General features: G+C 66.4%; 17 protein-coding genes. 13 read left to right on the plus strand and 4 right to left on the minus strand.

The window, feature by feature from the left end:
- Positions 1 to 28 precede the first annotated feature (28 nt).
- From AU188_RS08795 to AU188_RS08835, 9 genes are all read left to right on the plus strand, one after another.
- Positions 29 to 1060: a virulence factor Mce family protein gene (locus AU188_RS08795; RefSeq protein WP_059163343.1), complete on the plus strand. Its 1032-nt coding sequence runs from the start codon at positions 29 to 31 to the stop codon at positions 1058 to 1060.
- Positions 1057 to 2409, plus strand: a complete 1353-nt coding sequence (locus AU188_RS08800; protein ID WP_059163381.1) for an MCE family protein — start codon at positions 1057 to 1059, stop codon at positions 2407 to 2409. Before AU188_RS08795 ends, AU188_RS08800 begins: the two co-directional genes overlap by 4 nt.
- On the plus strand, positions 2406 to 3737 hold the full coding sequence (locus AU188_RS08805; RefSeq protein WP_059163344.1) for a virulence factor Mce family protein: 1332 nt from the start codon (positions 2406 to 2408) through the stop codon (positions 3735 to 3737). The genes AU188_RS08800 and AU188_RS08805 overlap by 4 nt, the downstream gene beginning before the upstream one ends.
- Positions 3737 to 4888 (plus strand): MCE family protein, encoded by a 1152-nt coding sequence (locus tag AU188_RS08810; protein WP_082686553.1) that lies wholly within the window; start codon positions 3737 to 3739, stop codon positions 4886 to 4888. Before AU188_RS08805 ends, AU188_RS08810 begins: the two co-directional genes overlap by 1 nt.
- 1 nt (position 4889) lies before the next feature.
- Positions 4890 to 6389 carry an MCE family protein gene (locus AU188_RS08815; protein WP_059163346.1) on the plus strand — a complete coding sequence of 500 codons (1500 nt, stop codon included), beginning with the start codon at positions 4890 to 4892 and terminating at the stop codon, positions 6387 to 6389.
- A 99-nt stretch (positions 6390 to 6488) separates the two neighbouring features.
- Complete coding sequence (locus tag AU188_RS08820; protein ID WP_059163347.1) at positions 6489 to 7160, plus strand: Rv1363c family protein; 672 nt, start codon at positions 6489 to 6491, stop codon at positions 7158 to 7160.
- A complete protein-coding gene (locus tag AU188_RS08825) occupies positions 7157 to 7954 on the plus strand; it encodes an Rv1363c family protein (RefSeq protein WP_286137364.1) in 798 nt (265 codons plus the stop codon). The genes AU188_RS08820 and AU188_RS08825 overlap by 4 nt, the downstream gene beginning before the upstream one ends.
- Before the next feature lie 8 nt (positions 7955 to 7962).
- On the plus strand, positions 7963 to 8865 hold the full coding sequence (locus AU188_RS08830) for an alpha/beta fold hydrolase (protein WP_059163348.1): 903 nt from the start codon (positions 7963 to 7965) through the stop codon (positions 8863 to 8865).
- Positions 8866 to 8870: 5 nt separating this feature from the next.
- On the plus strand, positions 8871 to 10139 hold the full coding sequence (locus AU188_RS08835) for a WS/DGAT domain-containing protein (RefSeq protein WP_059163349.1): 1269 nt from the start codon (positions 8871 to 8873) through the stop codon (positions 10137 to 10139).
- On the opposite strand, the gene AU188_RS25265 is transcribed toward AU188_RS08835, so the two are convergent.
- The 3 genes from AU188_RS25265 to AU188_RS08850 are packed head-to-tail and all read right to left on the minus strand — an operon-like array spanning position 10136 to position 13413.
- A complete protein-coding gene (locus AU188_RS25265; protein ID WP_059163350.1) occupies positions 10136 to 10474 on the minus strand; it encodes a T-complex 10 C-terminal domain-containing protein in 339 nt (112 codons plus the stop codon). The two genes, AU188_RS08835 and AU188_RS25265, sit on opposite strands and share 4 nt — an antisense overlap.
- Before the next feature lie 51 nt (positions 10475 to 10525).
- Positions 10526 to 12184, minus strand: coding sequence for a transposase (locus AU188_RS26040; RefSeq protein ID WP_156426614.1), 1659 nt, complete (start codon positions 12182 to 12184; stop codon positions 10526 to 10528).
- Positions 12145 to 13413 carry an HNH endonuclease signature motif containing protein gene (locus tag AU188_RS08850; RefSeq protein WP_059163352.1) on the minus strand — a complete coding sequence of 423 codons (1269 nt, stop codon included), beginning with the start codon at positions 13411 to 13413 and terminating at the stop codon, positions 12145 to 12147. The genes AU188_RS26040 and AU188_RS08850 overlap by 40 nt, the downstream gene beginning before the upstream one ends.
- A gap of 154 nt (positions 13414 to 13567) precedes the next feature.
- On the opposite strand from AU188_RS08850, the gene AU188_RS08855 reads away from it, so the two are divergent.
- Together AU188_RS08855 and AU188_RS08860 are read left to right on the plus strand one after the other, a co-directional pair.
- Positions 13568 to 14089 carry a DoxX family protein gene (locus AU188_RS08855; RefSeq protein WP_059163353.1) on the plus strand — a complete coding sequence of 174 codons (522 nt, stop codon included), beginning with the start codon at positions 13568 to 13570 and terminating at the stop codon, positions 14087 to 14089.
- 57 nt (positions 14090 to 14146) lie between these two features.
- Positions 14147 to 15889 (plus strand): DUF3556 domain-containing protein, encoded by a 1743-nt coding sequence (locus AU188_RS08860; protein WP_059163354.1) that lies wholly within the window; start codon positions 14147 to 14149, stop codon positions 15887 to 15889.
- On the opposite strand, the gene AU188_RS08865 is transcribed toward AU188_RS08860, so the two are convergent.
- Positions 15879 to 16670: a FadR/GntR family transcriptional regulator gene (locus AU188_RS08865; protein ID WP_059163355.1), complete on the minus strand. Its 792-nt coding sequence runs from the start codon at positions 16668 to 16670 to the stop codon at positions 15879 to 15881. The genes AU188_RS08860 and AU188_RS08865 overlap by 11 nt on opposite strands.
- A gap of 201 nt (positions 16671 to 16871) precedes the next feature.
- On the opposite strand from AU188_RS08865, the gene AU188_RS08870 reads away from it, so the two are divergent.
- On the plus strand, positions 16872 to 18017 hold the full coding sequence (locus tag AU188_RS08870) for a thiolase family protein (protein ID WP_059163356.1): 1146 nt from the start codon (positions 16872 to 16874) through the stop codon (positions 18015 to 18017).
- Positions 18014 to 18820: a crotonase/enoyl-CoA hydratase family protein gene (locus AU188_RS08875; RefSeq protein ID WP_502687595.1), complete on the plus strand. Its 807-nt coding sequence runs from the start codon at positions 18014 to 18016 to the stop codon at positions 18818 to 18820. Before AU188_RS08870 ends, AU188_RS08875 begins: the two co-directional genes overlap by 4 nt.
- The last annotated feature ends 4 nt before the right edge of the window (positions 18821 to 18824 follow it).

The following is an 18824-nucleotide window of genomic DNA, read 5'->3' on the forward strand; positions in this document are numbered from 1 at the left end:
CCATGAAAGGAGACGAGCCGTGTCAGGCATGACCGCCAGGGTTCGACACGACGCCGTGCGTCTCGGCGTGTTCTTGACTGTGTGCCTGCTCGGCGTGTTCGGCTTGTTCGCGATCTTCGGGCAGTTGCGCTTCGGGGAAGCCACCAACAGCTACGTAGCCGAGTTCACCAATGTCACCGGTCTGGAGAACGGCGACTTCGTCCGCATCGCCGGCGTCGAGGTCGGCAAGGTCGAAAACGTTGAGATCCAACCGGATACCACGGCACGGGTCGAGTTCACCGCCGAGAAGTCGGTGGTGCTGACCGAGGGCAGCAGGGCCGTCATCCGTTATGACGACCTCATCGGCGGCCGCTACCTGGCGCTGGAAGAGGGGGCCGGCGGAATCAAGAAGCTCGAACCCGGCGGCACGATCCCCTTGGCGCGCACGTCGCCCGCGCTCGACCTCGACGCACTGATCGGTGGTTTCCGGCCGCTGTTCCGGGCGCTGGACCCAGATCAAGTCAACGCGCTGTCGGGCCAATTGATTTCGGCCCTGCAGGGTCAGGGTGCGACGATCAACTCGTTCCTGGCCCAGACCGCCACGCTGACGAGCACGCTGGCCGACCGTGATCGGCTGATCGGCGAGGTCCTGGTCAACCTCAACGTCGTGTTGGGGTCGCTCGGCGACCAGAGCGACCAGTTCGCCAAGGCGGTCGACGCGCTGACTGAACTGGTGGGAACACTGCAGTCCCGCAAGGAGGACATCAGCAGCGGGGTTGCGTACACCAACGCCGCCGCCGCGAGCATCACCGACCTCCTGTCCCAGGCTCGTCCGCCGTTCGCCAAGACGATTCAGGAGACCGACCGCGCGGCCGGAATCGTGGTGGCCGACCACGAGTACTTCGACAACCTGCTGAACACCCTGCCTGATGCGTATCAAGCGCTGGCGCGGCAAGGCATTTACGGCGACTTCTTCACCTTCTACCTGTGCGACATCGTGCTCAAGCTCAACGGCAAAGGTGGCCAGCCGGTGTACGTGAAAGTCGCCGGGCAGTCCACCGGGAGGTGTGCGCCGAGGTGAAGTCCTTCTCTGAACGCAACCAAACCGTCATCGGTGTCATCGGGCTGGTGTTGACGATCGGCATCGTGCTGGGGTCACTGAACTACGATCGGTTGCCGTTCCTGCAGGGCAAGGAGTATTCGGCCTACTTCGCCGAGGTGGGCGGGCTGACAGTCGGTGAGGCCGTGCATGTTTCGGGGTTCGAGGTGGGTCAGGTCAAGTCCATCGAGTTGGACGGGCCGCGCGCTCTGGTGAAGTTCACCGTCGCCAAGGACATCCGCCTCGGTGACCGCACCGAGGCGGCGATCAAGACCAAGGGCCTGTTGGGCACGAAGATCCTCGAAGTCACCTCCCGCGGCGACGGCCGACAAGAGGGCACGATTCCGATGGATCGGACGACGTCTCCGTATCAACTCCCCGATGCGCTGGGCGATCTGGCGACGACGATCAGCGGCTTGAACACCAACCAGTTGTCCGATTCGTTGCGCGTCTTGGCGGACACGTTCTCCGACACCCCACCGGAGCTGCGGATCGCGGTAGAAGGGGTGGCCCGGTTCTCCGAGACGTTGAACGAACGCGATGCGCAGCTGAGAGGTCTGCTGGTCAACGCCGACAAGGCCACCACCGTGCTGGCCGAGCGCAGCGGCCAGGTGGTCAGCCTGATCACCAACACCAATGCGCTGCTGGCCGAGCTCGAAAGCCAAAGCGCCGCACTCGATCAGGTCTCGGGCAACATCTCGGCTCTCAGCGAGCAGTTGCAGGGCTTCATCGCCGAGAACCGCGAAACCATGCGACCCGCTCTGGACAAGCTCAACGGTGTGTTGACGATCATCGACAACCGCAAGGAACGCCTGCAGCGGTCGCTGACCTTGCTCACCGACTACTCGATGTCGCTCGGCGAATCGGTGTCGGGCGGTCCGTTCTTCAAGACCTATGTCGCGAACCTGCTGCCCGGCCAATTCCTGCAGCCGTTCATCGACGCCGCGTTCTCCGATTTGGGTCTGGATCCCAATGTGCGGCTGCCCTCGGAACTGTCCGACCCACAGGTCGGTCAGCCGGGCACACCGGCGCTGCCGGTGCCGTTCCCGCGCACGGGTCAGGGCGGCGAACCGCGGCTGACCGTTCCCGACGCCATCACCGGCAATCCCGGCGACCAGCCGTGCGGATTGCCCGGCTTGCCGTTGCCCGGCCCCGGCTGCTACCCGTACCGCCAGCCGCCGCCGGCGCCGCCGCCCGGAGGACCGCCACCGGGTCCGCCCGCCGCGGCGCCACCGGGGCTGCAGTCGACGCCTGAGCCGACTCCCGCACCGGTGCTGATGCCCGCTCCCGGTGGGGTATCCCACGGTGCACCCGCGGAGGCCGGACAGTGACGCGCACCGCGAGGAACATCTTGGCCATCGCGTTGGTCGTGATACTGGCCGGCGGCGCGATCGTGCTGTTGCGCACCGTCGAACGGGTCGACCGCACCCACGTCGTCGCGTACTTCGAGAACGCCAACGGCATCTACCCCGGCGATGACGTCAACATCCTCGGTGTCGGCGTAGGCAGGATCGAGTCGATCGAGCCGCAGCCCGAGCGGGTCAAGATCTCGTTCTGGTACGACAGCAAGTACAAGGTTCCGGCCGACGCCAAGGCCGCGATCCTGTCGCCGACGCTGGTGACCGCGCGCAGCATTCAGCTCACCCCGGCCTACACCGGCGGTCCTGTGATGAAGGACGACGCGGTCATTCCGCGGGAGCGCACCGCCGTTCCGGTGGAGTGGGACGAGGTCCGCCAACAGTTGGAGAAGCTGGCCGAAACACTGCAGCCGACCGAGCCGGGCGGAGTGAGCCCGCTGGGCTCGGTCATCAACACGACCGCCGACAACCTGCGCGGTGAAGGCGCCAACATCCGCGACACCGTCATCAAGCTGTCGCAGGCGGTGACGGCACTGGGTGATCACAGCACCGACATCTTCTCCACCGTCAAGAATTTGGCGATTTTGGTGTCGGCGCTGCAGGACAGCACCGACGTGATGCGCCAGCTCAATCAGAACCTGGCGACGGTGACCGGCCTGCTCGCCAACGACCCCGACGAAGTCGCCAACGCGGTGCGCGACCTCAACAACGTCGTCGGAGAGGTCCAGACCTTCGTCGCCGACAATCGCGAATCGCTGGGCACCACGTCGGACAAGTTGGCCGGGGTGACGCAGGCACTGACCGACAGCCTCGCCGATGTCAAACAGTTCCTGCACGTGGCGCCCAACACGTTGCAGAACTACGTGAACATCTGGCAGCCGGCCCAGGGGGCCGTCAGCAGCGTGCCGATGCTCAACAACTTCGCCAATCCGATCTCGTTCCTGTGCGGCGGTATTCAGGCGGCGTCACGGCTGGGCGCCGAGGAGTCGGCGAAGCTGTGTGTGCAGTATCTGGCGCCGATCCTCAAGAACCGCCAGTACAACTTCCTGCCCATCATGCAGAACGTCTTCGTCGGCGCCTCGACGCGGCCGAACGAGCTGACCTACAGCGAGGACTGGTTGCGACCGAACTACATTCCGCCGCAACCTGTTCCGCCTTCAGCGCCACCGCCGGACGCAGGACCGCCGCCGTCGGCCCCGCCCGCGGGTCCGCCGTTGGCCGCGGAAAGCGGGGGGACCGTCACGCCGAACCCGGCCGACGGCCTGCACGGGTTGATGGTGCCGCCGGGGGTGGGACCATGATGCGGCGCAGGGTCTTTCGCAGGGTGGCCGTCGTGGTCGTGTCGGCCGGCCTGCTGTCCGGCTGTTCGGACTGGCGGGGGCTGAACTCGCTTCCACTGCCGGGCGGTGAGGGCACGGGGCCGAACGCGTTCACCATTCAGGCGCAGATGCCCGACGTGGACAACATCGAACCGAACTCCCGCGTCCGGGTCGCAGACGTGAATGTCGGCCACGTGACGAAGATCGAGCGTCAGAACTGGCACGCGCTGGTGACGATGAAGCTCAACGGCGACGTCGAGCTGCCCGCGAACGCGACGGCGAAGCTCGGGCTGACAAGCCTGTTGGGTTCCCTACACATCGAATTGGCGCCGCCGACCGACGTGCCGCCGCAAGGAAAGCTGAAAGAAGGCTCGCTGATTCCGTTGGCGTCGTCGAGTTCCTATCCGAGCACCGAGCAGGCGCTGGCCGCCGTGGCACTGCTGCTCAACGGCGGCGGCATCGGCAACATCGGTGACATCACCGAGGCGCTGAGCGTCGCGTTCGCCGGTCGCGAGAACGACCTACGGAGCCTGATCGAGCAGCTCGACATCGCGATCGGCCATCTCGACGACCAGAAACAGGACATCATCGACGCGACGGAGAGCCTGAACAATCTGATCGGGCAGTTCGCGGCGCAGAAACCCGTGGTGGACAAGGCATTACGGACGGTGCCCGACGCGTTGGCCGTGCTGCGGGATCAACGGCAGAACCTGGCGGAGGCGCTGACCCAGCTCGGCAGGTTCAGCGCGCTGGCCGCCGACTCGGTCAACCAGACCAAGGAAGCTCTGGTGCAGGAGCTCAAGGACCTCGGCGTGGTGCTGCAGGAACTGGCCGATGCCGGTCCGGCGCTGACCCGCGCGCTGAGCTTCTTGCCCACCTTCCCGTTCCCCAAGGAAACGTTGACGAACTGGATGCGCGGCGACTACGCGAACCTGACGCTGGTCGTCGACCTGACGTTGAGCCGAATCGATTCCGGGTTCTTCACCGGGTCGCGGTTCGAGTGCAACCTGACCTGGCTGGAGCTGCAGTGGGGCCGCACCATCGGCCAGTTCCCCAGCCCGTGCAACCACAACGTGCCGCCACCGGGGGGCAACCCGTTGGTGGCTCCATACCGCTGGGACCAGGGGCCCTAGCATGCGAATGACACGGCAAATCCTCATTCAGATGGCGATCTTCTCCGTCATCGCGATCATCGCGCTCGTGGTCATGGTCTTCGGGTACATGCGGTTGCCGACCCTGCTCGGCGTCGGGCAGTACCGCGTGACCCTCGAGTTGCCCGAGACGGGCGGGCTGTATCCGCGGGGCAACGTCACCTATCGCGGCGTGCAGGTCGGCGAGGTGAAAAGCGTCGAGCTCACCGACACAGGAGTCAAGGCGGTGCTGTCGCTGAACTCCGACGTCAGAATCCCCGCCGACCTCGAAGCCGAGGTACACAGCGTCTCCGCCGTCGGCGAGCAGTTCGTCCAGTTGCTTCCGCGCAGCGGCGACGGTCCGGAGTTGCGGGACGGCGACGTGATCCCGGTGCAGCGCGCGACGATTCCGACCGACATCAACACGGTGCTCGACGATACGGCTCGGGGGCTGCAGGCGATCCCGCAGGAGAACCTGAAGACCGTCGTCGACGAGGCCTACCTCGCGGTCGGCGGGCTGGGGCCGGAACTACGCCGGCTGGTCGCCGGCAGCGCCACGCTGGCCATCGACGCCCGCAAGAATCTCGACCCGCTGACCACCCTGATCGACCAGTCCAAGCCGGTGCTGGACACCCAGACCGAGACCGGGGGCTCGATCCTGGCGTGGGCCGCGAATCTGGCGAGCATCACCGGTCAGTTGCAAAGCCAGGACCCGGCGGTGGCGGGGATCCTTGCCAAGGGGCCGGGCGCTGCCGACGAGGTGCGGGCGCTGTTCGACCGGCTGCAGCCCACGCTTCCGATCGTGTTGGCCAACCTGGTCAGCATCGGAGAGGTCGCCGTCGACTATCACCCGAGCCTCGAGCAGCTGCTGGTGTTGTTGCCACAGGGCACCGCGGTCACGCAGGCCGTCGGCGTGCACAAGCGCAACACCAAGCAGGACTACGAAGGCGATGCCCTGATCTTCAACCTGAACGCGATCCTGCCCGCGTTCCCGGCGCCGCTGCCGCTGCCGCCGCAGAATCTGCCGCCGCCGTGCACAACCGGGTTCCTGCCCGCGCAGCAGCAGCGGGTGCCGACCTTCGAGGACTATCCCGACCGGCCGCAGGGCGATCTCTACTGCCGGACGCCGCAGGACGCGCCGTTCAACGTCCGCGGCGCCCGCAACCTGCCGTGCATCACCGTGCCGGGCAAGCGCGCCCCGACGTGGCAGCAGTGCGAGAGCGACGAGCAGTACGTGCCGCTCAACGACGGCTACAACTGGAAGGGCGATCCGAACGCCACCCTGTCGGGGCAGCCCATCCCGCACGTGCCGCCCGATGTACCGGTGGCGATAACGCCTCCTCCGCCGGGTACGCCGCCGCTACCCGTCGCGGCCGTCGAGTATGACCCGGCGACCGGCAAATACGTCGGCCCGGACGGCAAGGTGTACACCCAGTCCAACCTGGCGGCAGGCGCATCGGGGGAGCGGCCGTGGCAGTCGATGCTCATCCCGCCGGGCGGCTGAGGGGACAGCCTCCGACGATAGGGTGTCGGGCACGTAGGTTTGGCTTGAGCCGACCTGTACCTGACCCAGACCTGGCCCGCGGGCCGTAGAGGAACGTAGATGGCAGACGAGACCACTCCCGCCGAGGAGAAGGCGGGCGAGTCCACATCCGAGGTCGATGCCGCAGCGGACGGTGACGAGACCACCACATCGGTCACTGAACCGGCTGAAGACGTCGGTGACGTCGAGGATTACGACGTCGAGGCCGCCGACGACACCGCTACACCCGCCTCGACCAAGCCGCGGATGTCGCATGTGCGGCTGGCGACCATCGCGGGTCTCGTGCTCGTGCTGGCGCTCGGAGGTCTGACCGGTTGGCTCGGTTACCGGGCATATGAATCGCGACAGGCCGAGGACCTGCGGAACCTCTTCCTGCAGGTCGGGCGGCAGGGCGCGTTGAACTTGACGACGATCAACCACGAGCACGTCGAGGCCGACGTGCAGCGGGTCCTCGATTCGTCGACCGGGACGTTCTATGACGACTTCCAGCAGCGTGCGGCGCCGTTCGTCGAGGTCGTCAAGCAGGCGAAGTCCAAGTCGGAGGGCACGATCTCGGAGGCGGGGCTGGAGACGTACTCCGACGACGAGGCGCAGGTGCTGGTGGCGGTGACCGTCAACACGACGAACGCCGGAGCGCCCGAGCAGCAACCGCGAGCGTGGAGGATGAGGATCTCGGTCCAGAAGACCGGCGACGATGAGGCCAAGGTCTCGAATGTGGAGTTCGTACCGTGAGTAGTAGACACAGGCTGCCCAAGCGCGCCAAGAGCGCCGACGCCACCGCTGGTGATCCGGTCGAGGAAGCCACCGACCAGCAGACCGAAGCGGTGGAGCTGACCGAGTCCGCCGCCGTGGAGGAGTCGAATCCCACGGAGCCCGGCACGGCGGAGCCCGCCGAGTCCGCCGCTGAGCCTTCCGCCACGGATACCGCCGCCGCCGAGCCCGCCACCGCGGAGCCCGCCGCCACGGATACCGATACGGACGTCCCTGAAACGGATTCCGACTCGGCCGAGACCGCCGCCCCGGCGGCCGCTCCGAAGCGGAAGGTCAACTGGGAGCGCGTTTTTGCATTCGGGGTGCTGCCTGCGATCGCGCTGCTGCTCGCGGGCGCGGCCGGCTATCTGAAGTGGATGGACAACTCGGTGCGCACTGCCGAAGCCGTTCGCGAAGAGTCGGTTCAAGTGGCCAAGGACAGCACCATCGCGATGCTGTCCTACAAGCCGGACACCGTCGAACAGCAACTCAACGACGCGCGTGCCCTGCTGACCGGGGAGTTCGAAGAGTCCTACACAGGGCTGATCAACGACGTGGTGATTCCCGGCGCGAAACAGAAGCAGATCTCAGCGGTGGCGTCGGTGCCCGCGGCGGCCTCGGTGTCGGCCGACCCCAACGAGGCGGTGGTGTTGGTGTTCGTCAACCAGACCGTGGTGGTCGGCCAGGATCCTCCCACCGACAGCGCCTCGAGTGTGCGCGTGACGTTGGAGAAGGTCGACGGTCGCTGGCTCATCTCCAAGTTCGACCCGGTATAGGAACCGTAGTGGCCGAACCCGAGCTCATCGATGTGGAGGCACCGGGTGCGCGGCTTCGCGCGCTGAGCTGGGGCGCCGCGGATGCACCGATTGCGTTGTGCCTGCACGGCTTTCCCGACACCGCGCACGGCTGGCGCAAGGTGGCGCCACTGCTGGCCGACGCCGGGTGGCGTGTCGTCGCGCCGTTCATGCGCGGCTATGCGCCGTCGTCCATCGCGTCGGACGGCAGCTACCACGTCGGCGCGCTGATGGACGATGCGCTGCAGGTGCTCGACGCGGCCGGACCGACGGGCCGCGACGTGCTCATCGGACATGACTGGGGCGCGATCGCGGGTGCGGGGCTCGCCGCGATGCCCGACAGCCCGTTCTCCAAGACCGTGATCATGTCGGTGCCGTTCGCCGCGGCGTTCCGGCCGTTGGGCCGGGTGCCCGACGGTGTGCGACTGGCCGCCCAACTGCCGCGTCAGCTGCTGCGCAGTTGGTACATCATGTACTTCCAGTTGCCGGGGCTTCCGGAGCGGTCCGCGTCCTGGGTGGTGCCCCGGTTGTGGCGCCAATGGTCCCCGGGATACGACGTCGCCGAGGACGTCGCCCACGTGCGCGATGCGATCGGTGCGCCGGAGAACTGGCGCGCCGCGCTGGGCTACTACCGTGCCACCGTGCGCAACACCAAGCCGCCCGCGCAGTACGCCGAACTGCATCGGCATTGGTTGTCCGCGCCCCAGCTGCCGACGCTGTACCTGCACGGACTCGACGACGGTTGCGCCTCAGCCGATTACGTGCGATGGGTGCAGCCGGTGCTGCCGGAGGGAAGCCGCGTGGCGACCGTCGAACGGGCCGGACACTTCCTGCAGTTGGAACAGCCGCAGGCAGTGGCCGGACACATCATCGACTTCATCGGACCGACCTAAGGGTTATGACGGCACGTCGACTGGCTGCGGTGGACGCGCAGGCGTATTGGATGTCGGCGAAGATCCCGAGCGACCAGTTTCTGCTCTACGGCTTTGCGGGCACCGTCTCCGACCTTGCGGCGGCGGTGGCCCGAATTCGTGACCGGGCGCGTGGTTGCACGGAGTTGCGACTGCGGGTGCGTGACGGCAATCCGTTGACCTATCCGCAGTGGATTGCTGCGGACGTCGCTTCGAACCAGTTCGTGATGCACGCTGCCGGCACCAGTTGGCCGGAATGCCTGGCCGTGGTGGCCGGATTGGGCTCGGACCAACTCGACCCGCGGGTCGCGGCGTGGCGACTGCATGTGTTTCCGTCCGTCGGGGGCGTGCCCGGCGCAGGGCTCGGCACGGTCGCGGTGGTACAGGTCGCGCACGCGTTGGGAGACGGCATCCGGTCGTCGGCCTTGGCGGCCCGGCTGTTCGGGCGGACGGCGCCGGTGGCGACGCTCGACGGACGGCCGCCGCTGTTAGGCCTGACGCTGCCGTGGCGTGGCTACCGCGCCGCCCGCGCGCATCGTCAGCTGCTGCGCGATACTGACGCTGGATCGGTTGCACCACAGGCGGATTCGTGCCCAGCGTTGCGCAGTAATTCCCCGCCGGGCGGCCTGCGTGGCATCCGCACCGTGCTCAGGCAGCGATCGCAGCTGTCGGGCCCGACGGTGACCGTGAGGGTGCTGGCGGCGGTGTCGACGGCGCTGGCCGCTCATATGCGGGAACTCGGCGACGACCCGTCGCGATTGCGCGCTGAGGTGCCGATGGCCAAGGCCGGTGAGCGGACGTCTCACAACCACTTCGGCAATGTCGGCGTCGGACTGTATCCAGATCTGCCCACGGACGAGCGAATGGCTCGGATCGCCGAGGATCTCGAGCAGCGTCGCCGACGGGCAGCCCATCCGGCGATGCTTGAAGCCCAGCGGGCCTCCGCGGCGGTGCCCGCACCGCTACTGCGTTGGGGTGTCGGGCGTTTCGACCCGACGCTGCGGTCGCCGACAGTCACGGGCAACACCGTGGTGTCGAGCGTCAACCGTGGCCCCGCCGATCTCCAGTTCGGTGGCGCTCCCGTCGTCATGACTGCCGGTTACCCCAGCCTGTCGCCGATGATGGGCTTGACACACGGCGTCCACGGCATCGGGGACACGATTGCGATCAGCGTCCACGCCGCGGAGTCCGCAATCGGCGACATCGACTCGTACGTCGAGAGATTGGATGCGGCGTTGCCCGTCGACCGCGCCTAGAAGGGTGGAGGTTTGTTGCGTTCGTCGACGTAGGGTTGGTTGGCTCGGCGTTCGTCTTCGATGGCTCTGGCGTGGTTCTGGGCGCGGGTTTGCTTGCGACGCGGCATCTTCAGCGAGCGGGCAGCGTCGTCTAGATCGTCGGCGGCCTCGTTCGCAGCGACGGGCGCCGTGGGCCGGCACAGTGTCGGGAACAGCAGCTCGCTGCCAGGGTGGGTGGTGTAGGCCTGCCCCGACGGGGAGACCCACTCGACGGTCCCGTCGGGATGCTGAACGTCACGCCAGCCCCAAAAGGTCTTGAGCAGGTGGTGTTTTCGGCATAGACGAGGGTGTTGCACGAATGCTGGGCGTGGGGTCGCTGCGATGGCGGCGTTGGTTGGTGGTTGCGGTCAGGCGGGTAGTGCGTGCTGGAGTTTGAGCAGGTTGTGCACTGTGCAGATCAGGCGCCATTCACTGTGCACTCCTGCATGGCCGCGGAGGGCGAATTTGCGGAATCCGAGGTTGGCTTTGATGTTGCCGAAGACGGGTTCGATGCTGACGCCGCGTTTGCGGTAGAGCGCAGCGTTGTCCGGTTGAGAAAGTTTGTCGTCCATGGCTTTTCGGGCGATCGTGGGATCGGTGGCCTCGCCTCGCACATGCGCGAGCATCGCTTTGACTCTTGTCACTGAGACACCGAGGTCGTCGCGGGCGGCACGCACGGAGATCTCGCCGGCGGCGACACGTTCGACGACCGGGATCCACTCGTGAGGTTCGGGTTCGGCGCTGCGGGTGATGCGTTGTCCTTCGCGCCCGAAGTAGCGCTTGGTCATGTCCCGCACCCAGGTGTAGGAGACACCGAGAATCGCGCCCGCTTGACGTTGGGATAGCTCACCGCGGTTCACCCTCGCCAGCACGGCCAACTTATCGTCATCGGGCTTATCGGCTGTGCGCCACGACGACTTTCGTGTCGCAATCAACACCTCGGCACCGACATCGGCGGTGCCGTTCACGCTGGTCCAGTACCCCGCGTCAGCCACGAAGGTTCCGGCACCACCGCGGTGTCCGGCCGCAGCGAGATTGTCGGTCACGGCGGTGGCCATCGGCACAAAATGGGGTTGGTCATTGGTGGTGTTGGTGATCTCGGCAGCCACCACGATGTGCCCGATTGTCGCGGCTGCTTGCGCGTTGTAACCCTGCAGCACACCTTTGGAGGCCTGCGGAATGATCCGCGAATCCGGATCGGTGGTGTTGGCCCGACGCGGGCGCGCCCGCCGCGCGGTCTGGGCGCTCGGTTTGGGACCGGTCAGCTTGCGGCCCAACTCGACCTCCTTGCGAGCACGCTCGGCCATCCGCGTTTCAAAGTCCCGCGACTTTTGAGATTCCAGTTCGTCGAGGGCAGCCCGGATCCGCGAACGACGATCCCGACCACCGGCCCACCCCACCGGCATCCGCCGGACCTGGTCGTTCTCGCCCCGTTCGTCTTCGGCCGCATCGACCTGCTCGGCTTCGGCCAAGACCCGATCGGCGACACGACGAGCCGCCGCGGCCGCGGGGTCGCGTTCCACGGATCCGGCGAGTTCAGCGCTGAGGTCGGCATGGTCACGATTGGCGAAGAACGAGGCATTCGCCGCGATCTTGGTCCCGTCGATCGCGATCACGCCCGCATCGACGAGACCAGCCTTGACGCACAGGCCTAGGACCTGGCCGAACAGAGCTGCGATCGCGACCTGGTGGCGGCGGCGGAATCGGGCCAACGTGGCGTGATCAGGCTGCTGATTGGCCGCGACCACCCGTAGCGCCACGTCCTCGACCAACCGTCGCTCGATCCGACGTGAGGACCGCTCCCCGGTGCAGTACGCATACAGCAGGACCGACAGCATCATCGAAGGGTCATACACCGACCCGCCCTTACCGTCGACCCGATACGCGGCATAGAACGCGCTCAGATCCAGCTCGGCGACGACGTCGAGTACGAAGAACGCCAGATGATCCTCAGGCAGCCACTCCCGCACCGACGGCGGCATCATCATCAACTGATCGACATCACCGGCACGCACATTGACAGACACTTCGAATCATCGCATGCAGCAGTAACTTTCACGCGATATGACACGACTCCCACCAGCGATTCGTGCGACACCCTCAGACATTTCAGGTTCGACGCCTGCGTCGGCCCCTTCGGATAGGCGATCGTGTGGTCGACATCGCAATGATCGGCCGGCTCATCGCAGCCTGGAAAGCGGCACGTCAAATCCCGGCATCGCACGAACCACGCCAACTCCGCCGACGGGGTGTAGCGCCGCTCAGGCGGACTGTCGCCGGGATGAACAACCGGCTTCAGTTTCGCGCTCCCGGCCAGCTTGGAAGCCAGCAGCGGCGCGGGCAGGATCGCCCCGCCCATCAGATAAGCCGGGTCGGTGGCGGCCCGGCCGGTCGGTTCGTCCTCCGAGCGCGGCGCTTCCCCGTCCAAGCGTGTCGCGGTGTCGTCGGTCAATGACTCCTCGCGAGCCACCACATGAACCACCACCGCACTCGAGGACGCCGCAGCGGCCTCACAATCCTCACGTCCGCAAGCACACTGCAGGCGGTCGGCGCCGTGGCCCAGCGCGCCCAGCGCGTCGGAACGGCGCTGGTCGACGGTGCGGGGGTCACCGTCGCAGACCGCGGCGGCCATCGCATCGAGGCGCTGGTCCAAGGCGTCAGCGTTGGTGGCGAGCAACGACGCCTGGATCGAGGCGGTGCCGGATCCGTCGTTGGGGTCGTAGATGTCGACGTAGCGGCCGCGGGCATTGGATTCGGTGTGCCGCACCGCGGCCGGGTCGTAGCGGTCGACCCAGTAGTCGACCGAAGTCTGGACTCTGTTCTTCGACAACGTGGTCCACCCCGCGATCTGGGCGGCGACCTCGGCGTCGATCTTGGCGATCGCGTCAGGGTCGCGTACCAGCCGCGTGCGCGCGACCACGACTTCGACCAAGCGATAGGAGATGGTGCCGGCGGCGAACACCTCGGCCACCCGCGGCAGCCGATCCCGCAACTCCAACCCCACGAACAACTGGTGCGAAGCCACTCCCAACGACACGTTCTGCGCGGCGCCCACCTCGGCGGCGGCGGCATCCCAGTTGTCGATGCACCACTGCTCGCGATCGGCCGAACCGTCAGCTGCAATCAGCCGGTCCAGAATCTCAACGCTGGCCGAGAGCCGTCGCGCGCAGGCGGCGTTCTCCACCCGCGCCCATCCGCCCACCGCCGCGGCGGTGTCGCGGGCGGTCACGGCCCCGTTGACCAAACGCTCGAACATATGAGCGAAGTTACCGGGCCCACCGACGCGGCAACGACATGACCGCCGGAACAGGCTCGGCCTGTGGACGAATTCTCACTTGGGGATAACCCGTCAGGCTCAGTGTCGACGGGGGCTGGGCAGCGGCTTAACACATGGCCTAGATTTTGTAGCCATGACTGCCTACGACGTCGGAGTGTTGATTCTGCGGGTGGTGCTCGGCCTGACCATGGCCGCCCACGGCTACAACAAGTTCTTCGGGCCCGGCGGCCTCAAGGGCACGGCCGGCTGGTTCGACAGCATGGGGATGAAGCCCGGCATGTTCCATGCCCGCATCGCCGCGACGACGGAGATGACCGCCGGCATCGGTCTCGCGGTAGGCCTGCTCACGCCGATTCCGGCCGCGGGCTTCGTCGCGCTGATGCTCGTCGCGGCGTGGACCGTGCACCGGCCCAACGGCTTCTTCATCGTCAAGGAGGGCTGGGAGTACAACCTGGTGCTTGCGGCCGCGGCCGTCGGGATCGCCACGATCGGCGCCGGCAAGATCAGCCTGGACCATCTCTTGTTCAGTGAAACCGGTTTCTCCGACCTGCTGCACGGCTGGTGGGGTCTGGTCATCTCGCTGGGTCTCGGCCTTCTCGGCGGCATCGGCCAGCTGGCGATCTTCTACCGGCCGCCGGCCAAGACCGACGCCTGACCGTTGAGACCCCGAACCGTACGTCCCTAGCTAGAACACGTTCTAATCTGTGATGCCATGGGGTTCTTGAAGCAGGAAGCGCCCGTCGTCGACTTCGAGGAATGGAGCAAGGGCACCCGCGCCGAAAAAATCGTGCCGATGGCCCGGCACTGGGCCGAGGTGGGGTTCGGGACGCCCGTCGTCCTACACCTGTTCTACGTCGTCAAGATTCTGCTCTACATCCTGGGCGCCTGGCTGGTCGTGCTCACCACCACCGGGATCGACGGATTCACCAACGTCGCCTCCTGGTACGACGAGCCGATCGTGTTCGAGAAGGTCGTGCTGTACACGATGCTGTTCGAGGTCGTCGGCCTCGGCTGCGGGTTCGGGCCGCTCAACAACCGGTTCTTCCCGCCGATGGGCTCGATCCTGTACTGGTTGCGGCCGAACACGATCCGGCTACCACCGTGGCCGAGCCGCGTCCCGCTGACCAGAGGGGACACCCGCACACCGTTCGACGCGCTGCTCTACGCCGCGCTGCTGGTGCTGCTCGTCGTGGCGCTGTTCTCCGACGGCACCGGACCGATCCCCGAACTCGGCACGACGGTCGGCGTGCTTCCCGTGTGGCAGATCTGGGCGATCCTCGGAGTGCTCGCCGTGCTGGGCCTGCGCGACAAGGTGATCTTCCTGGCCGCTCGCGGCGAGGTCTACGCAAGCCTGGCGGCGTGCTTCCTTTTCGCGGGACCCGACATCATCGTCGCGGCCAAGCTCGTGTGCCTGACGATCTGGCTCGGCGCCGCGACATCGAAGCTCAACAAGCACTTCCCGTTCGTCATCTCGACGATGATGAGCAACAACCCGGTGTTCCGGCCGAAGTGGATCAAACGCAAGTTCTTCGAACATTTCCCGGACGATCTGCGGCCGGGCCGGTTGTCACGCGGGCTGGCGCATTTCAGCACGGCGATCGAAGGACTGGTTCCGCTCGTGCTGTTCTTCTCCAACGGCGGCTGGCCGACGTATATCGCAGCGTTCGTCATGCTGGTGTTCCACTTCGGCATCCTGTCCTCGATCCCGATGGGTGTGCCGCTGGAGTGGAACGTCTTCATGATGTTCGCGGTGCTGGCGCTGTTCGTCGGGCATGCCGACATCGGTCTCGGCGATCTACAGAGTCCGTGGCCGATCGTGTTGTTCGCCGTCGTCGCGGGCACCGTGGTGTTGGGAAACCTGTTCCCGCGCAAGGTGTCCTTCCTGCCCGGCATGCGGTACTACGCGGGCAACTGGGACACCGGGCTGTGGTGCGTCAAACCGTCAGCCTCGGCGAAGATCGAACAGAACGTCGTCTCGATTGCCAGCATGCCGCAGGCGCAGATGGAGCGGTACTACGGCAGCCCGGAAACCGCGCAGATGTACCTGTACATGGGATATGCGTTCCGCGCCTTCAACACTCACGGCCGCGCGATGTTCACGCTCGCGCACCGCGCGATGGCGGGTCACAACGAGGACGACTACGTGCTCACCGACGGAGAGCGCATCTGCAGCACCGCGATCGGGTGGAACTTCGGCGACGGTCACATGCACAACGAACAGTTGATCGCGGCATTGCAGAAGCGCTGCCAGTTCGAACCCGGCGAGGTACGGGTGGTGCTGATCGACGGGCAACCGATACACCGACAGACCCAGCAGTACCGCTTGGTCGACGCCGCCACCGGCGAATTCGAGCGCGGATACTTCAAGGTCGCCGATGTGGTGACGCGGCAACCGTGGGACGACACCGTGCCCGTGCAGGTGACCTGGCAGAGGGAGACGACGATCAGCCCATGACGTCGCGGACTTCGACGTCCTCGAGTCCCTGCAGGAGCAGATCGCGCGCGGTGTCCAGGTGCTTGCGCCAATGAGCCTCGGCGGCCACGCCGTCGCCGGATCGCAACAGCTGCATCAGCTTTCGGTACGACCGCATCAGCTTGTCGTAGTCGCCCTTGGAGACGGGGCGTCGCTCCTTGAACAGAAAAGCGTTGTGCCGGACGGTGATCTCCTGGAGCATCCCGGCGATGATGCTCAGGGTGGCATTGCCCGACAACTCCACGACGCGGAGGTGAAAGTCGCCAGTGGTCTCGGCGAGGGTGTCGTTCTGCCAGCCGGACGGCACATGTTCTTCGAGCATCTTGTCGAGTTCGTCGAACGCCTCGGAAGATCCCGATTCCGCCAGCAGCCGCACCGCCATCGGCTCGATGCCGGACCGGGCCGTCATCACGTCAGCGATCGTCGCACCGGACAGTTCCAGCAGCAGGCCGGCGGGACGGGCCACGATCTCGGGGCCGGGCACCCTTACGCGGGCGCCGGTGCGAGAGCCGCGGCGGACCTCGACGAGGCGCTCGGACTCCAGTACTCGCACCGCCTCTCGCAAGGTCGGCCTGCTCACCCCGAAGTGCGCCATCAGCTCGGCTTCGTTGGGAAGGAAGTCGCCGTCCTTGAGCTGCCCGTCGACCACCATCCGGCGCAGCGTTCCCGCGACGAGCTCGGCCGTCTTAGGGGACCGGACCGCTGTGCCCGCGCCGACGCCGTCCGGGCCGATCATCGGCGCCAGCGGTGTATTTCGAGCCACTCCAACTCCCACGACGTTGCCACTGGCCAGTTGTCCAGCTATGCAACTCAGTAAACCATGTGCGATAAAGACGTTGGAGCCACTGGCACTGGAAGTGGCGGCCTACCAACCAGTAGGTTGACCTAGTAAACCTTGTTCCTCTACGTTCGATGGTGGACCTTTTGTGGGAGATCCCACCAAACCTTTCGAAGGAGTTGTTCCATGCCTGAAGCCGTCATCGTCGAGGCAGTGCGGTCACCTGTCGGCAAACGTAACGGGGGACTGTCCGGCGTGCATCCCGCCGAACTGTCCGCGCAGGTCCTCAACGGTCTCGTAGAGCGGGCCGGGGTCGACCCGGCACTCGTCGACGACGTGATCTGGGGCTGCGTCATGCAGGCCGGCGAGCAGGCCCTCGACATCGGCCGTACCGCACTGCTCGCGGCCGGCTGGCCCGAGAGCGTGCCGGGTGTGACCGTCGACCGCCAGTGCGGGTCGAGCCAGCAGTCCATCCACTTCGCCGCAGCGGGGGTCATCGCCGGCCACTACGACGTGGTCGTTGCGGGCGGTGTGGAGTCGATGTCGCGCACTCCGATGGGTGCATCGCTGGCCAGCGGCGGCAACCCGTATCCCCAGAGCTTCAAGGACCGCTACAGCCAGACGCCGAACCAGGGCATCGGCGCCGAGATGATCGCCGAGCAGTGGGGCCTGGACCGCACCATGCTCGACGAGTTCTCCCTCGGCTCGCATGAGAAGGCGGCTGCCGCACAGGATTCCGGTGCGTTCGACGATCAGATCGTCGCAATCAAGGACCAGGACGGCAATCCGGTGCTCAAGGACGAGGGCATCCGCCGCGGCACCACCATCGAGAAGATGGGTCAGCTCAAGCCCGCGTTCCGCGAGGACGGCGTGATCCACGCCGGCAACTCGTCGCAGATCTCCGACGGATCGGCCGCGCTTCTGTTCATGTCCGCCGAAAAGGCCGCCGAGCTGGGTCTCAAGCCGATCGCCAAGGTGCACACCGCGGTGCTGGCCGGTGCCGATCCGGTGATCATGCTGACCGCGCCGATTCCCGCCACCCAGAAGGCGCTGAAGCGCTCGGGACTGCGTCTCGAGGACATCGGCGTGTTCGAGGTCAACGAGGCGTTCGCCCCCGTTCCGATGGCGTGGCTGAAGGACATCGGCGCCGACGAGAAGAAGCTCAACCCCAACGGCGGCGCGATCGCGATCGGCCACCCGCTGGGCGGCTCCGGTGCCCGCATCATGACCACGATGCTTTACCACATGCGCGACAAGGGAATTCAGTACGGCTTGCAGACGATGTGCGAGGGTGGCGGCCAGGCCAACGCCACCATCATCGAACTGCTGTGACATCTGTGCCGTCCGAAGTTGCGGTCCCCGCCGCTCTCACCGAGCGGCGGGGCAACGTCCTGGTGATCACGCTCAACCGGCCGGAGGCCCGCAACGCGGTCAACAGCGCGGTGAGCACCGCGGTGGGCGACGCTCTGCAAGAGGCGCAAGACGACCCCGAGGTCCGCGCGGTCGTGATCACCGGATCAGGTGAATCGTTTTGCGCGGGAGCCGATCTCAAGGCCATCTCGCGGCGGGAAAATCTCTTCCACCCCGAGCACGGTGAGTGGGGCTTCGCCGGCTACGTGCACCATTACATCGACAAGCCGACCATCGCCGCGGTCAACGGCACCGCGTTGGGCGGCGGCACGGAACTCGCGCTTGCCAGTGATCTGGTGGTCGCCGAGGAGCGCGCGAAATTCGGCCTGCCCGAGGTGAAGCGGGGGCTCATCGCCGCAGCGGGCGGCGTGTTCCGCATCGTCGACCATCTTCCCCGCAAGGTCGCGATGGAGTTGCTGTTCACCGGCGAGCCGATGTCGTCGGCCGACGCGCTCAAGTGGGGCCTCATCAACCAGGTGGTGCCCGACGGCACCGCGGTCGACGCCGCACTTGCGCTCGCCGAACGGATCACCTGCAATGCGCCGCTTGCCGTGTGGGCGAGCAAGCGGGTGGCGATGGGCGTCGACGACGGCGTCATCACCGGCGACGAAGCCGGATGGGCGAGGACCATGCGTGAAATCGGGACCGTGATCCGTTCCGAGGACGCCAAAGAAGGACCGCTGGCCTTCGCCGAGAAGCGCCAGCCCGTTTGGAAGGCCAAGTGAGCAA

The organism is Mycobacterium sp. IS-3022, from assembly GCF_001500065.1.
In the GTDB taxonomy this organism is placed as follows: domain Bacteria; phylum Actinomycetota; class Actinomycetes; order Mycobacteriales; family Mycobacteriaceae; genus Mycobacterium.

Bases quoted from the DNA above. Each gene is read 5' to 3' on its own strand.
- AU188_RS08810 (WP_082686553.1), top strand. From the start codon at position 3,737: ATGCGGCGCAGGGTCTTTCGCAGGGTGGCCGTCGTGGTCGTGTCGGCC.
- AU188_RS08850 (WP_059163352.1), bottom strand. From the start codon at position 13,413: ATGTTCGAGCGTTTGGTCAACGGGGCCGTGACCGCCCGCGACACCGCC.
- AU188_RS08795 (WP_059163343.1), top strand. From the start codon at position 29: ATGACCGCCAGGGTTCGACACGACGCCGTGCGTCTCGGCGTGTTCTTG.
- AU188_RS08815 (WP_059163346.1), top strand. From the start codon at position 4,890: ATGCGAATGACACGGCAAATCCTCATTCAGATGGCGATCTTCTCCGTC.
- AU188_RS08835 (WP_059163349.1), top strand. From the start codon at position 8,871: ATGACGGCACGTCGACTGGCTGCGGTGGACGCGCAGGCGTATTGGATG.
- AU188_RS08855 (WP_059163353.1), top strand. From the start codon at position 13,568: ATGACTGCCTACGACGTCGGAGTGTTGATTCTGCGGGTGGTGCTCGGC.
- AU188_RS08860 (WP_059163354.1), top strand. From the start codon at position 14,147: ATGGGGTTCTTGAAGCAGGAAGCGCCCGTCGTCGACTTCGAGGAATGG.
- AU188_RS08870 (WP_059163356.1), top strand. From the start codon at position 16,872: ATGCCTGAAGCCGTCATCGTCGAGGCAGTGCGGTCACCTGTCGGCAAA.
- AU188_RS08820 (WP_059163347.1), top strand. From the start codon at position 6,489: ATGGCAGACGAGACCACTCCCGCCGAGGAGAAGGCGGGCGAGTCCACA.